10 protein-coding genes are annotated in these 14,435 nt (G+C 67.3%); 6 read left to right on the top strand and 4 right to left on the bottom strand.

Features of this window, described 5'->3' with window-relative positions; translation table 11 throughout:
• The 5 genes from prpF (at nt 1) to FHW84_RS21970 (ending at nt 6,296) form a co-directional block, all read left to right on the top strand.
• Nucleotides 1–1,185: a 2-methylaconitate cis-trans isomerase PrpF gene (gene prpF / locus FHW84_RS21990; protein ID WP_167258443.1), complete on the top strand. Its 1,185-nt coding sequence runs from the start codon at nt 1–3 to the stop codon at nt 1,183–1,185.
• Between the two features lie 83 nt (nt 1,186–1,268).
• Nucleotides 1,269–2,720, top strand: a complete 1,452-nt coding sequence (locus FHW84_RS21985) for a bifunctional 2-methylcitrate dehydratase/aconitate hydratase (RefSeq protein ID WP_167258441.1) — start codon at nt 1,269–1,271, stop codon at nt 2,718–2,720.
• A gap of 188 nt (nt 2,721–2,908) precedes the next feature.
• The gene (locus FHW84_RS21980; RefSeq protein ID WP_167258439.1) at nt 2,909–4,018 is read left to right on the top strand and encodes an OmpA family protein; all 1,110 of its coding nucleotides are present in this window, start codon (nt 2,909–2,911) and stop codon (nt 4,016–4,018) included.
• A 321-nt stretch (nt 4,019–4,339) separates the two neighbouring features.
• Nucleotides 4,340–5,446: an OmpA family protein gene (locus FHW84_RS21975; protein WP_167258437.1), complete on the top strand. Its 1,107-nt coding sequence runs from the start codon at nt 4,340–4,342 to the stop codon at nt 5,444–5,446.
• 79 nt (nt 5,447–5,525) lie between these two features.
• Complete coding sequence (locus tag FHW84_RS21970) at nt 5,526–6,296, top strand: pseudouridine synthase (RefSeq protein ID WP_167258436.1); 771 nt, start codon at nt 5,526–5,528, stop codon at nt 6,294–6,296.
• Here FHW84_RS21970 and FHW84_RS21965 read toward each other — a convergent pair whose 3' ends face one another.
• Complete coding sequence (locus FHW84_RS21965; protein WP_167258434.1) at nt 6,297–7,166, bottom strand: LysR family transcriptional regulator; 870 nt, start codon at nt 7,164–7,166, stop codon at nt 6,297–6,299.
• Between the two features lie 127 nt (nt 7,167–7,293).
• Between FHW84_RS21965 and FHW84_RS21960 the strand changes: the two genes are divergently transcribed.
• Nucleotides 7,294–8,061, top strand: a complete 768-nt coding sequence (locus FHW84_RS21960; protein WP_167258432.1) for a hypothetical protein — start codon at nt 7,294–7,296, stop codon at nt 8,059–8,061.
• A 37-nt stretch (nt 8,062–8,098) separates the two neighbouring features.
• On the opposite strand, the gene kbl is transcribed toward FHW84_RS21960, so the two are convergent.
• The 3 genes from kbl to tdh all read right to left on the bottom strand — a co-directional run bounded on the left by kbl (nt 8,099) and on the right by tdh (nt 14,386).
• On the bottom strand, nt 8,099–9,301 hold the full coding sequence (gene kbl / locus FHW84_RS21955) for a glycine C-acetyltransferase (RefSeq protein WP_167258430.1): 1,203 nt from the start codon (nt 9,299–9,301) through the stop codon (nt 8,099–8,101).
• A 199-nt stretch (nt 9,302–9,500) separates the two neighbouring features.
• Nucleotides 9,501–13,166 carry a DUF748 domain-containing protein gene (locus tag FHW84_RS21950; RefSeq protein ID WP_167258428.1) on the bottom strand — a complete coding sequence of 1,222 codons (3,666 nt, stop codon included), beginning with the start codon at nt 13,164–13,166 and terminating at the stop codon, nt 9,501–9,503.
• Nucleotides 13,167–13,351: 185 nt separating this feature from the next.
• Nucleotides 13,352–14,386, bottom strand: a complete 1,035-nt coding sequence (gene tdh / locus FHW84_RS21945) for an L-threonine 3-dehydrogenase (RefSeq protein ID WP_208399922.1) — start codon at nt 14,384–14,386, stop codon at nt 13,352–13,354.
• Nucleotides 14,387–14,435: the final 49 nt, after the last annotated feature.

Raw genomic sequence — 14,435 nt, 5'->3', positions numbered from 1 at the left:
ATGGCCCACGCTCCCCAGCTGCGCATTCCCGCCACGTATCTGCGTGGCGGCACCAGCAAAGGCGTGTTCTTCCGCCTGCAGGACCTGCCCGAAGCCGCGCAGGTGCCCGGCGCCGCGCGCGATGCGCTGCTGCAGCGGGTGATCGGCAGCCCCGACCCGTACGGCAAGCAGATCGACGGCATGGGCGGCGCCACCTCCAGCACCAGCAAGACGGTGATCGTGTCGCGCAGCACGCGCGCCGACCATGACGTGGACTACCTGTTCGGCCAGGTGGCGATCGACCAGGCCTTCGTCGACTGGAGCGGCAACTGCGGCAACCTGTCGGCGGCGGTCGGTCCGTTCGCTATCGCGGGCGGCCTGGTCGACCCCGCACGTGTGCCGCGCGACGGCGTGGCCGTGGTGCGCATCTGGCAGGCCAATATCGGCAAGACGATCATTGCCCATGTGCCGATGACCGGCGGCGCGGTGCAGGAGACCGGCGATTTCGAACTCGACGGCGTGACGTTCCCGGCGGCGGAAGTGCAGCTGGAATTCATGGATCCGGCCGCGGACGAAGAGGGTGCGGGCGGGGCGATGTTCCCCACCGGCCACGTGGTGGACGACCTGGATGTGCCGGGCGTCGGCACGCTCAAGGCGACCATGATCAATGCCGGCATCCCCACCATCTTTGTCGAGGCCGCGGCGATCGGCTACACCGGCACCGAGCTGCAGGACGCGATCAACGGCGATCCGAAGGCGCTGGCGATGTTCGAGACCATCCGCGCGCATGGCGCGTTGCGCATGGGGTTGATCGGTTCGCTGGAGGAGATCGCCACGCGCCAGCACACGCCGAAGGTGGCGTTCGTCGCCGCGCCGGCGGACTACGTCGCTTCCAGCGGCAAGGCGGTGAAGGCGGGCGACATCGATCTGCTGGTGCGCGCCATGTCGATGGGCAAGCTGCACCACGCCATGATGGGTACGGCGGCGGTGGCGATCGGCACGGCGGCGGCGATTCCCGGCACCCTGGTCAACATCGCGGCCGGCGGCGGCGAGCGCCATGCGGTGCGCTTCGGCCATCCCTCGGGAACGCTGCGGGTCGGCGCCGAAGCGGCGCAGGTCGGCGGTGCGTGGACGGTGACCAAGGCGGTGATGAGCCGCAGCGCGCGCGTGCTGATGGAAGGTTGGGTGCGCCTGCCTGCAGTCTGATTCGGCGGGGGCGGGCGTTGACTGCCGCCGGATGCGGCGACATGGTTAGTGGTCTCGATCAGGCTTGCCAGGAGAGGGGCTTCATGAGTTCGCATGACATCCGCTCCGCCGAGCGGCCGTCGCCCGACCAGGCGATGGTCGACGTCGCCGACTACGTCCTCGACTACCGCATCGATTCCGCCGAGGCCTACGACACGGCGCGCTACATGCTGCTGGATTCGCTGGCTGCGGCAATGCTGGCGATGAAGTTTCCCGAATGCGTCAAGCACCTCGGCCCGCTGGTGCCGGGCGCCGTGCTGCCGGGCGGTGCGCGCGTGCCGGGCACCAGCTACGAGCTGGACCCGGTGCAGGCGGCATTCGCCATCGGTACGCAGATCCGCTGGCTGGATTTCAACGACACCTGGCTGGCGGCCGAGTGGGGCCACCCCTCCGACAACCTCGGCGCGATCCTGGCCGTGGCCGACTATCTCGGCCGCAAGGCCCAGCGCGAGGGCGGCACGGCGCTTACCGTGCGCGAGGTGCTGGGCTGGGCGATCAAGGCGCACGAGATCCAGGGCTGCTACGCCCTGCTCAACAGCTTCAATAGAGTGGGGCAGGACCACGTGATCCTGGTCCGGCTGGCCTCCACCGCGGTGGCCGCCGCCATGCTGGGCGGCAGCAGGGAGCAGATCGTCACCGCCGTCTCGCACAGCTGGATCGACAACGGCGCCCTGCGCACCTACCGCCACGCCCCGAACACCGGCCCGCGCAAGAGCTGGGCGGCGGGCGACGCCTGCCGGCGCGCGGTGACCCATGCGATCCATGCGGTCTACCGCGGCGTGGCGGGCTATCCATCCGCGCTGAGCGCGGCGACCTGGGGCTATTACGACGTGGCGTTCAAGGGAAGCGCCTTCCGCTTCGAGCGGCCGTTCGGCAGCTATGTGATGGAGAACGTGCTGTTCAAGCTCAGCTACCCGGCCGAGTTCCACGCGCAGACCGCGGTGGAGTGCGCCATGCGGCTGCACCCTCAGGTGGCCGGCCGCCTCGACGAGATCGACCAGGTGGCGATCGAGACCCAGGAGGCGGGCGCGCGCATCATCGACAAGACCGGCCCGCTGGCCAACTACGCGGACCGCGACCACTGCATCCAGTACATGGTGGCCGTGCCGCTGATCTTCGGCCGCCTGACCGCCGAGGACTACGGCGACGAGGTCGCCGCCGACCCGCGCATCGATGCCTTGCGCGCCCGCATGGCGGTCAGCGAGGACCCGCGCTTCACCCGCGACTACTACGACCCCGACAAGCGCTTTATCGGCAACTCGGTGCAGGTGTTCTTTAAAGATGGCAGCAGTACGGAAAAGATCACCGTCGATTATCCGATCGGCCATCGCCGGCGCCGGGCGGAAGGCATCCCGGTGCTGCTCGGCAAATTCGAGGCGGCGATGCGCGGGCACTTGCCCGGGCACAAGGTCGGGGCGATCCTCCACGCGATAGCAGACCCGAGCAGGCTGGACGCCATGCCTGTTCAGGAATTCCTGGAACTCTTCACGTTGTAAAGACGGTGTGAGCTAAAAACTGAACGGGCGTTCGGAGAATTGTTTGTTTTTTGCTAAGCTCTCTGCGCCCGTTTCGGGTGGTTTGGCTTCAAGGCCGGCATCGGCCGGGACTCATGGCGGCACGGCCCGCAGGGTCGTTCGCCTGGGGGTGGAACGGACGCGAAAACCAATAAACGAGGAGACACCTGATGAAACGTAAGGGCTTGTACTTCGTGATCGCGCTTGCCCTGGGCGGCGTAGGTGCCGCTCACGCGCAGGACACTGCCAGCGCCACGCCCACTTACGACGGCCGCTGGTACATCGCCCCCACCGTGGGCGGCTACTACAACGATACCGACCGCAATACCAACAGCCGCCAGGTCTATTACGGCCTGGGCGTCGGCAAGTTCATCGCGCCGAACACCTCGATCGACCTGTTCATCGACCGCACCAAGCGCGACATCGATTCCAAGATCGGTGGCGGCAACTGGTCCAACAACAACTTCGGCGCCGCGGCGCGCTTCTACTTCGGCGCGTGGGACGCATGGCGTCCGTACCTGCTGGCCGGCGTGATGGGCAGCTACCACCACAGCCGCTTCGACAACGCGTGGTCGCCCGCCGCCGAGCTGGGCGTCGGTATCTCCAAGACCATCACCGACAGCAGCGACATCCGCGCGGAAGCTGGCTACCGCTACGACTGGGACGACAAGACCCAGCCGGAGAAGAACGGCTACGGCGACTGGTTCCTGGGCTTCAGCGTGGTGTCGCGCTTCGGCGCTCCGCCGGCTGCCCCGACCACCACGCCGCCCCCGCCGCCGCCGCCGGATTGCTCCAAGCTCGACAGCGACGGCGATGGCGTGAACGATTGCGACGACAAGTGCCCGGGTACGCCGGCCGGCACCATCGTCGGTCCGGATGGTTGCCCGCAGAAGGTCGTGATCGACCTGCGCGGCGTGAACTTTAAGTTCGACTATCCGAAGAAGGGCCACGTGAAGGCTGGCGAGATCGGCAAGGCCCTGGCCACCCCGACCGCCGACTCGATCGCGATCCTGGACCAGGCCGTGGACACCCTGGGCCGCTATCCGAACGTGAAGGTCACGGTCGCCGGCTATACCGACTCGGTCGGCAAGGACGACTACAACCAGAGCCTGTCGGAGCGTCGCGCGCAGATCGTGTTCGACTACCTGACCTCGCACGGCATCGACGCCAGCCGCCTGCAGGGTCCGATCGGTCACGGCAAGAACGACCCGATCGACAGCAACGACACGGATGCCGGCCGCGCCCGCAACCGTCGCACCGAGCTGCAGGTCCAGCAGTAACCGACCGCATGGTCGTCAGAAAAGCCCGGCGCGAGCCGGGCTTTTCTTTTGCCTCGCAGCCATGTGCGAAGAACTTTCGGTGAGGCGCGTTTTCACGCGAATTTGCCTGAACGAGAACCCACCAAAAGCTTAAGCTGTCACGTTTACCTGTTAAGGGACGTGTGTATCTCTTAACGGTTTTGCTACACTCTGCGCCGCTTGCTGTTAGGAACGCCAAGCAGGGAGCCATGAGGCCCCCGAATGTCGAACCCTGAAGTTCTGACGCGCGATTTCCGTCTGGGGTGGAACGGACGCGAAAACCAATAAACGAGGAGACACCTGATGAATCGTAAGGGCTTGTATTTTCTGATTGCCCTGGCCCTGGGCGGCGTGGGTGCCGTTCACGCGCAGGACAGCAGCTCCAGCGCACCCGCCGGTTTCGATGACCGTTGGTACATTGCCCCGACCGTCGGCGGCTACTACAACGACACCGACCGCAACACCAACAGCCGTCAGGTTTACTACGGCCTGGGCGTCGGCAAGTTCATCGCGCCGAACACCTCGATCGACCTGTTCATCGATCGCACCAAGCGCGACATCGACTCCAAGGTCGGTGGCGGCAACTGGTCCAACAACAACTACGGCGTGACCGCCCGCTACTACTTCGGCGCGGCCGACGCATGGCGTCCGTACCTGCTTGCCGGCGTGATGGGCAGCTACCACCACAGCCGTTTCGACAAGGCCTGGTCGCCGGCCGCCGAGCTGGGCGTCGGTATCTCCAAGTCGATCACCGACAGCAGCGACATCCGTGCGGAAGCCGGCTACCGCTACGACTGGGACGACAAGACCCAGCCGGAGAAGAACGGCTACGGCGACTGGTTCCTGGGCTTCAGCGTGGTGTCGCGCTTCGGCGCTCCGCCGGCTGCCCCGGTGGCCGCCACCCCGCCGCCGCCGCCGGCTCCGGACTGCTCCAAGCTGGACAGCGACGGTGACGGCGTGAACGACTGCGACGACAAGTGCCCGGGTACGCCCGCCGGTACCATCGTCGGTCCGGACGGCTGCCCGAAGCAGGTCGTCATCGACCTGCGCGGCGTGAACTTCAAGTTCGACCGTCCGAAGAAGGGCGAGAAGGACATCAAGAAGGCCCTGGCTGAGCCCAGCGCCGACTCGATCGCCATCCTCGACCAGGCCATCGACACCCTGCAGCGCTACCCGCAGGTGAAGGTGACGGTTGCCGGCTACACCGACTCGGTCGGTAAGGACGCCTACAACCAGAGCCTGTCGGAGCGTCGCGCGCAGATCGTGTTCGACTACCTGACCGGCCACGGCGTCGACGCCAGCCGCCTGCAGGGCCCGATCGGTCACGGCAAGAACGACCCGATCGACAGCAACGACACGGATTCGGGCCGCGCCCGTAACCGTCGCACCGAGCTGCAGGTCCAGCAGTAATCACGACCGCAAGGTCGCGTGGAAAAGCCCGGCGCAAGCCGGGCTTTTCTTTTGGGCGGACTGGGGCACGATGACCGGCATGGACCGAAAGCAAGGGCAGGGCAGGCGAATCACGCCGGGCCGCGGTGCCGCAGCCGCGCCGAAGCACGGCCTGGCCCGCGTGCTCAGCAAGCTTGGCGTGTGCTCGCGCAGCCGGGCGGAGAAGGCCATACGCGAAGGCCGCGTCAGCGTGGACGGCCGCGTGGTGCTCGACCCGGAACGCCCCGCCGACGCCGCCCGCCAACGCATCCTGCTCGACGGCGCCCCGGTCAGCGAGACGCAGCGCGTCTACATCATCCTCAACAAACCCCGCGGCATCGTGGTCAGCGCCGCCGACGAGCGCGGCCGCGACACCGTCTACGACCTGCTGAAGGACGCCGGCCTGCCCTGGCTCGGCCCGGTCGGCCGCCTGGACAAGGCCAGCGAAGGCCTGCTGCTGCTGAGCAACGACAGCGCCTGGGCCGCTCGCCTCACCGAGCCGCGCCACCACGTTGACAAGACCTACCACGTGCAGATCGACGCCGTGCCGGACGCCGCGCTGCTGGAGCGCCTGGCCGAAGGCGTAGTGGACGAAGGCGAACGCCTTGCCGCGAAGCAGGCCACGCTGCTGCGCACGGGCGAAAAGAACGCCTGGCTGGAGATCGTCCTCGACGAAGGCCGCAACCGCCATATCCGCCGCCTGCTCGAAGCGCATGGCATCGGCGTGCTGCGGCTGATCCGCGTGGCCATCGGCACGCTGCCTTTGGGCGAACTCGCCAAGGGCCGGTGGCGCCACCTGCGCCCCGAGGAAGTCGCCGCGCTATCGCGCTGATCAGCCGCGCAACTGCTCCCGCACCACGTCCAGCGTGCGCTCCTGCAGCGGATGCGTGCGCGCCGGATCCATCACCGCATAGATCGTATTGAAGCAAGGCTTGCTCTCGCGCCCCACGGCGACGACGTCGCCGCGCGCCTCGGCCTCCCGCGCGCACGCATACGGCACGACCGACAGCCCCCGGCCGGCCGCCACCCAGTCCAGCACTTCTTCCAGTTCCTCGAAATGCGCCACGCTGCGCAGCCGTGCGGGCTTCTCGCCCAGCACCTGGGTGAACCAGGTGGCGAACACGTAGTCGCTCTCGTCATAGGTCACGTAATCGGCCTGGGCCAGCGCGGCGATATCCAGCGTTGGCAAACTCTGCCGTGCGGATGCGATCAAGGCCGCCTGCTCCATGCCGACCGCAACCAGGCGCAAGGCGCCATGCGGCAGCATCAGATGCACGAAGCCCAGATCGCTGGCGCCGGTTTCCACCTGCCGCACCACTTCTTCCGCGGTGGGAAAGCTCATGCGGATCGGCACATCCGCCAGCGGCCCTTCGCGGAACAGCGGCAGCAGTTCATAGCGCCCGAAGCCGCTCACCGCCGCGATGCGCAGCGGTTGCGCCGGCTCGTCGCGCATCGCCTCGTGCACCTTGGCCAGGTCGCGCCCCATGTCGCGGCAGAACGCCAGCAGCCGCTCGCCGGCGGCGTTGGGCACCAGCGGACCCTGTCCGCGGCGGAACAGCGGCATGCCCAGCGCTTCCTCCAGCTTGCGCAGCTGGTAGCTCACCGCCTGCTCGGTGCGGTGCAGCGACGCGGCGGCAGCGCGCAGGCTGCCGCCTTCGCAGACGGCGCGGAACGCGTGCAGATAACGCAACTCCACATTCATGCGCGGAACCCTGGGCGAGGAGGGGATGAGGGGCGAAAAATTTTCGCCGCAAGCCCAAAAAGATTCGCATGGCCGCGAAGGCAGCGGCAAGCCGAGAATCGCAGCCGCCCACCCGCCAGGAATCCCCATGAGCCGCTGCCACCCGTTTCTGCTAGCCCTGTGCCTGGCCTTGCCCGCCCATGCTGCCCCGAGCCAGGCCGCCCCGGGCCAGGCCACCCCAAGCCAGGCCACCCCGGGCCATGCCGCACATTTCTACCTCTACCGCATGCAAACCGGCGCCGCCGATAAGTTCGAGCAGGGCTACCGCCAGCACCTCGCATGGCATCGCGCCCACCGCGATCCGCTGTCCTGGTACGGCTGGACCATCGAGGACGGCGAGCGCAGCGGCTGGTTCGTCGACGCCAGCGTGGGCGAGCCGTTCGCCGCCTTCGATCATCGGGTGGACGTAGCGGGCGACGGCGCCGATTTCCGCGCCAACGTGTCTGCGTATGCCATCCCGATGGGACAGCCCACCTATGTGCTGCTGCGCGAAGCCAGCACCGGTACGCCACTGGAGAACCGCAAGCCCAGCGCCACCATGCAGGTGACGCACGTGCACGTGCGGCTTGGCATAGAGGCGCGTTTCGAACGCGCGCTGGCCGTCGCACGCCAGGCCTTGCAGCAGGAACCCGGCGCACCGGCCCATACCTGGTATCGCCTGGTCACCGGCGGCGACTCGGCGCAATACATGCTGCTGGTGGCCCGCGATCGCTGGGCCAGCTATGACGGTTTCGAACGCAGCCTCGGTTCGCTGCTGGCGAACGACGAAGCTGCACAGCGCGACATCGGCGATGCCGTGCAATCGGCCACTACCGAAACCTGGCGCTACCGCGCCGAACTCAGCGCGCTGCAATAGCGAAAGCGGGGGAGCGCAACCGCTCCCCCGTCGATGCTCAGCCGATCACCCCAAGCTCGCGGCCCACCTTGGTGAACGCCGCGATCGCGCGGTCCAGGTGCTCGCGCGTATGCGCCGCGCTCATCTGCGTGCGGATGCGCGCCTGGCCCTGTGGCACCACCGGATAGAAGAAGCCGGTGACGTAGATGCCTTCCTCCAGCAGCTTCGCCGCCATGGCCTGCGCCTTCTTGGCGTCGTAGATCATCACCGGCACGATCGGGTGCACGCCCGGCTTGATGTCGAAGCCGGCCTGGCTCATCTGCTCGCGGAAGTAGCGGGTGTTCTCCTGCACGCGCTGGCGCAGCTCGCCCGCGCTGGACAGCATGTCGAACACCTTCAGCGCCGCGGCCACCACGTGCGGCGGCAGCGAGTTGGAAAACAGATAAGGACGCGAGCGCTGGCGCAGCAGTTCGATCACTTCGGCGCTGCCGGTGGTGAAGCCGCCCAGCGCGCCGCCGAGCGCCTTGCCCAGGGTGCCGGTGAAGATGTCGATCTTGTCCATCACGCCGTTGACTTCAGCCGAGCCGCGGCCGCTGTCGCCGAGGAAGCCGGTGCAGTGGCATTCGTCGATATGCACCATCGCGTCGTACTTGGCGGCGAGCGCGGCGATCTTGTCCAGCGGCGCGATAAAGCCGTCCATCGAGAACGCACCGTCGGTGGTGATCAGCTTGGTGCGCGCGCCCGCGGCGTCGGCCGCCTGCAGCTGCTTTTCCAGGTCGGCCATGTCGCAATTGGCGTAGCGGAAGCGCTTGGCCTTGCACAGGCGGATGCCGTCGATGATCGAGGCGTGGTTGAGCGCATCGGAAATGATCGCATCCTCTTCGCCCAGCAGCGGCTCGTACAGGCCGCCGTTGGCGTCGAAGCAGGCGGCGTAGAGGATGGTGTCCTCGGTGCCGAAGAACTCGGCGATCTTCTTTTCCAGCTGCTTGTGCAGGTCCTGCGTGCCGCAGATGAAGCGCACCGAGGCCATGCCGAAGCCGTGGCTGTCCAGCGCCTCCTTGGCGGCCTGGATCACGTCGGGATGGTCGGCCAGGCCCAGGTAGTTGTTGGCGCAGAAGTTCAGCACCTTGCGCCCGCCCTCCAGCTCGATCTGCGCCGACTGCGGCGAGACGATCACGCGCTCGCCCTTGAACAGGCCCTGCTCGCGGATGGAATCCAGTTCGGCGGCGTAGCGCGCGCGGGTGGTGTCGGAGTAGCTCATCGGGATCGGCCCTTGGGGGGAAAGATGCCGATTGTGAGCCTTTGCGGCCCGCCGGAAAACCCGAGCCTGATCGAAAAGCCCGCGTAGGTTGGGGTGAGCCGCAGGCCAACCCCAACGATGCGGTGCGTCTGGACGTGGCGCGGTTGGGGTTCGCCTGCGGCTCACCCCAACCTGCGCGGGCTGCGCAGGCCGGCAGGCGTCAATGCAAGCCGAAATCCACCCGCGTCGTCTTGCCCTTGTCGTCGATCCCCTCCGGCGTGAGCTTGGGATCCTTCAGCCCATACCGGTTGTCCGGCAGCTTGCCCTTCAGCCAGTCGCGCACCGCGTTGGCGCGGCGCTCGGCCAGGTCGCGCATCGCCGCGTCGTCGGTCTTGACGTTGGTCTCCAGCAAGGCCCGCATTTCGTCGGGCTCCAGCGACTTCTTCAGTCCCAGCGCATTGCGCGGCTTGTCGATGTCGTCGGCGTGCTTGTACGCACGCGCCAGATAGCGCTCTTCCTGGTCCGGCGTGATCGCCACCGCGGCGAGCGCGGCGGGCGAGGTGTCGGCGTTCTTGCCGCCGTCGTCCAGCAGCTTCTCCTTGCGGATCATGTCCTGCACGGTCACCTTGCGCAGCCCGTTCTGGTCCTGCGCCGGATCGGCGCGGCCGACGATATCCAGGGTCAGCGAGGTCTTCTGGTTGAGCATCGCCACCACCTTGCCCAGGCGCTCCTGCGCGGCGCCGTTGAGCACGGCCGAGCCGGGTTCGAATTCCACGTAGCCGAGGTCTTCGTGGTCGCCGCCGCCGAAGGCCGAGCCGAGCAGGCGGAACGGCGAGGTCACCGCCTTGACGATCAGGTTGCCGATGGCGCGCCAGATCAGGCCGCCCATGCTGAACTGCGGATCGTCCAGCGAGCCGGACACCGGCACGTTGACGTCGATATTGCCCTGCGTGTCCTTCAGCAGCGCCACCGCCAGCTTCACCGGCAGGTGCGAAATGCCGGGCGCTTCGATGCGGTCGCCGAAGGTGAGCTGGGTGATGTAGATGTGGTTGTCGGCCTTGAGCTTGCGCTGGTCGAGGTTGTACTTCACGTCGACGGTGAGCTTGCCCGCGGTGATCGGATAGCCGGTGTACTTGCTGGAGTAGGCGCTGAGGCGCGTCAGCTCCACTTCGTTGGCCTTGCCCTGGATATCCAGGAAGGCCACCGGCGCCAGCGGATTCATGCTGCCGCTGATGTCCACCGGCGAGTTGTCGTCCAGCTGCGCCTGCACGGCCACCTCGGCCGGCGGGCCGCCCGCGGTGCCGAACGCGCCGATCTTGCCGGTGACCTTGGTGAGGTTGGCGGTGTAGTTGGGCTTGATGAAGTTGTCGGTGTAGTTGAGCTGGCCGTTGAGCAGGGTGATCTGGCCGAGCTGGATATCCGCCGCCGGAGCGATCGATTCGGTGGGCTTCTCGGTTTCCGTCGTCGTCTTCGACACCTTGGGTGCCGCCGGCGCATTGGTTTCGGCGCGCGTCACCGAGACCGGCGCTTCCTGCTCCGGCTTCGCCACCACGTCAGCCAGATTCAGCCGTCCATTCGCATTGACGATCATGCGCGCATAGAACGCGCTCAGCACCAGGCTGCCCACGTGCATGCGCGGCGTGCCGCTGCCGTAGGCCACGTCGAGGTTGCCGGCGTTGAGCGCGCTCCAGCGCAGGAAGTCGTCGCCGGTGACCTTGTCCTGCACGCGCACGCGTTCCAGCGCGGCATTGCCCTTGAAGCCGAACTTCGGTTCCGCGCTGCGTCCGTCGTAATGCAGCTTGCCCTTGCCGCTCAGGCGCGCGCTGGAGATGGTCACGTTCAGCGGCACGCTGATGTACGGCGCGAAGGTGGCGATGTCCAGGCCGCGGGTGGTGACGTCCAGTTCGGCCAGGGCAGGGGAGGGCTGCACCTTGCCGGCGAGCGAGAACGTGCCCTTGCCGATGGAGCCGTCCAGCTTCATCGCGCGCTGCTGGTTGAACGTGTCGCTGAGCTCGTCGATGCCGCCCTTGAGCGCCGTCACTTCCACCACCGCGGGCTTGCCGTTGCCCACCGCGTGGTCGGCGAAGCGCACGGCGCCGTTGTCCACGCCGAGGTGGGCGATGCTCCATTGCCACGCCGGTCCGGCGTCGGCCGGCCTGGCCTTGCCGCGTGGCGCGGCTGCCTTGGCGGCGGTCTTGGGCGGCGCGAACAATTCGGTGAGCGAAATAGTGCCGTTGGCCGCGCGCTGCACGTCCAGGCTAAGGCCGGTGCCGACCAGGCTTTTCAGGCGCGCCTGGCGCGACGCCAGGTCGATCTGTTCGATGTCCGCCTGCAGCTTGCCCCAGACCACCGGTGCGGCCTGGCCCTTGCCGCCGGCTTCCAGCGCGAAATCGCTCACCGTGGCCTGCGCCGGCGCCAGGTGCACATTGGTGGCCTTGCCCCAGTCCAGCTGCAACTGGCCGTTGGCATCGAGCTTGCCCTTGGCGGCGCGCGCGGCCATGGCGGAGCCGGCCATCGCCTGCAGCGGCACCATGTCCACCTGCTTGAGCGACAGCGCCGCCTTCAGCGTGGCCGCGGCCAGGTCGAGCGTGCCCTTGGCGCCGATGTCGCCGCCGAACAGCTGGCCGGCCAGATCGAGCTTCGCCGGCGGCGCGGCAAGCATGCTCAGGCCGAGCAGGCTGCCGTGCAGGTTGGCGAGATCGAGCTTGTTCTGCGTGGCGTCGGTGTAGTGGATGGCGCTGCCGGTGAGCGCGATCGAGGCGATGCGCAGGTCGGTGGGCGCGGCTTTCTTCGCCGGATCGGCTGGCGCCGACGGCGCCGTCAATGTGTCGTAGTTGCTGTGCCCGCCTTCGCTCGCCGTGTAATAGACCTGGGCCTGCTCCAGCTTCAGCGCACCGAGCCGGTAGCGCGACACCAGCGGCTGCACGTCCGCCAACTCCGCCGTGCCATGGCCGAGGCGCGCGATCGGCTCGCCCTTGCTGCTGTCCAGCGCGAAATCGTCCAGCTGCAGGTTGCCGGTGAGGCGCACCTGCGGCGCATCCGGTGTCTGCACGAAATTGAGTTCCAGCTTGCCGCTGAGCAGGCCCTTCGGAATCGCGATCGGCAGCGGCTTGGGCACATAGCCGAGGTAGCGGGGCAGGTCGAGGCGGTCGAGCTGGAAGCCGATCGCCGATTCGCGGTTGCTGGCGAACGGCTTGGTCTGGCCTTCGATGCGCAGCGGGCTGCCGTCCACCTTCAGCGCCAGCAGCGGCTTGACGAACACGTCGGTGCTGCTGGGCAGGTTGGCGAGGAAGGGAATGCCAAGTTCCAGTTGCTCGACATGGTGGCTGGCTTTCGCCGCCTGATCATCGAACACGATGTCGCCGCCGTGCACGCTGATATTGGACAGCGCGAAGCGCGCCGGCTTGGCGTCGGGCGCGGCCGGTTGCGATGCGTAGCGCTCGATGATGTCGGAGAAATTGAAGCGCTGGTCGGCCGTGCGCGCGATGTGGATGCGCGGGCGCTGCAGCGAGAGTTCGTCCAGCACCGGCGCCAGGCGGAACAGCGAGGTCCACGAGGTATTGGCGACGATCTGGTCGACGTCGACGAAGCTGGTCTTGCCGTTGCGTTCACCGATATGCAGCTGGTCCAGTTGCAGCCGCAAGGTGTAGGGGTTGAGGTGCACCTTGCCCAGCGTCACTGGCCGGTCCAGCGCGGCGCTGGCGTGTTTTTCGATCTGGCCGCGGATGATCGACGGCGCGGCGAGAAAGCCGAACAGGCCGAACAGCACCAGCACGATGGCGGCGATCAGCGCGGTCTTGCGCGTGCGCCGCGAGCGGTAGACGGTGAGCGCACGTGTGCGCGCCGCCGCCAGCCGGGAACTGCCGGAAGAAATCTGATCTGCCATGCGGGCGATGCTCCGTCAGTTAAGCGACCCGACGGCGTGCGGTCCTACCCCGGCCGCGCACTGCCTAACCCAGTCCCATAAGCGCCGGTCGCGGGGGGAGTTTACCCGTGCATGAGACGTTTCGGTGGGCTCCCGCGCACGCCCGGCGCGGGAGCCTTCAGGCCACGATCAGAGCCGGCTCCGCATCAAAGCCAGGAACACACGACCTTGCCGCAATGGCCGGCATCCATCAGGTCGAAGCCCTTCTGGAATTCGTCGATGTGGATCTGGTGGGTGAGCACCTTCTGCAGCGGGAAGCCGGTGAGCACCATCTGGGTCATCTTGTACCAGGTCTCGTACATGCGGCGGCCGTAGATGCCCTGCAGGGTGAGGCCCTTGAAGATCACCTTGTCCCAGTCGATGCCGGCGCCGCGCGGCATGATGCCGAGCATGGCGATCTTGCCGCCGTGATACATGCAGTCGAGCATGTCGTTGAAGGCGCGCGGGTTGCCGCTCATCTCCAGGCCCACGTCGAAGCCTTCGATGTGCAGGTCCTTCACCACGTCGCGCAGCGACTGGTTGGCCACGTTCACCACGCGGGTGGCGCCCATGTCGGCGGCCAGCTTCAGGCGGTAGTCGTTGACGTCGGTGACCACCACGTTGCGTGCGCCCACGTGCTTGGCGATGCCGGCGGCGATGATGCCGATCGGGCCGGCGCCGGTGATCAGCACGTCCTCGCCGATCAGGTCGAACTCCAGCGCGCAGTGCGCGGCGTTGCCGTAGGGGTCGAAGAAGGCGGCCAGCTCCGAGGGGATCTGGTCCGGGATCGGCCACAGGTTGGAGGCCGGCATGGCCATGTATTCGGCGAAGGCGCCGTTGCGGTTCACGCCGATGCCCACCGTGTTCGGGCACAGGTGCTGGCGGCCGGCGCGGCAGTTGCGGCAGTGGCCGCATACGATATGGCCCTCGGCCGAGACGCGGTCGCCGATCTTGTAGCCGGTGACGCCAGGGCCGATCTCGACGATGCGGCCGACGAATTCATGGCCGATGGTCAGGCCCGGCTTGATGGTGCGCTGGCTCCACTCGTCCCACTTGTAGATATGCAGGTCGGTGCCGCAGATGGCGGTTTTTTCCATCTTGATCAGCACCTCGTTGGGGCCGACCTCCGGCACGGGCACTTCTTCCATCCAGATGCCCTGCTCGGGCAAGCGCTTGACCAGGGCTTTCATCGTCTGCTGCATGGGGAATCCATCGGCTGGCCCGCAAGGCGGGCGGGGAAAGCGGCGATTA

This window comes from Dyella sp. SG562 (assembly GCF_011759495.1).
GTDB lineage: Bacteria > Pseudomonadota > Gammaproteobacteria > Xanthomonadales > Rhodanobacteraceae > Dyella_D > Dyella_D marensis.
Note: the sequence above shows the minus strand (reverse complement) of the source record. Positions and strands in the feature narration are given on the sequence as shown.

Bases quoted from the DNA above. Each gene is read 5' to 3' on its own strand.
- prpF (WP_167258443.1), top strand. From the start codon at position 1: ATGGCCCACGCTCCCCAGCTGCGCATTCCCGCCACGTATCTGCGTGGC.
- FHW84_RS21985 (WP_167258441.1), top strand. From the start codon at position 1,269: ATGAGTTCGCATGACATCCGCTCCGCCGAGCGGCCGTCGCCCGACCAG.
- FHW84_RS21980 (WP_167258439.1), top strand. From the start codon at position 2,909: ATGAAACGTAAGGGCTTGTACTTCGTGATCGCGCTTGCCCTGGGCGGC.
- FHW84_RS21975 (WP_167258437.1), top strand. From the start codon at position 4,340: ATGAATCGTAAGGGCTTGTATTTTCTGATTGCCCTGGCCCTGGGCGGC.
- FHW84_RS21970 (WP_167258436.1), top strand. From the start codon at position 5,526: ATGGACCGAAAGCAAGGGCAGGGCAGGCGAATCACGCCGGGCCGCGGT.
- FHW84_RS21965 (WP_167258434.1), bottom strand. From the start codon at position 7,166: ATGAATGTGGAGTTGCGTTATCTGCACGCGTTCCGCGCCGTCTGCGAA.
- FHW84_RS21960 (WP_167258432.1), top strand. From the start codon at position 7,294: ATGAGCCGCTGCCACCCGTTTCTGCTAGCCCTGTGCCTGGCCTTGCCC.
- kbl (WP_167258430.1), bottom strand. From the start codon at position 9,301: ATGAGCTACTCCGACACCACCCGCGCGCGCTACGCCGCCGAACTGGAT.
- FHW84_RS21950 (WP_167258428.1), bottom strand. From the start codon at position 13,166: ATGGCAGATCAGATTTCTTCCGGCAGTTCCCGGCTGGCGGCGGCGCGC.
- tdh (WP_208399922.1), bottom strand. From the start codon at position 14,386: ATGCAGCAGACGATGAAAGCCCTGGTCAAGCGCTTGCCCGAGCAGGGC.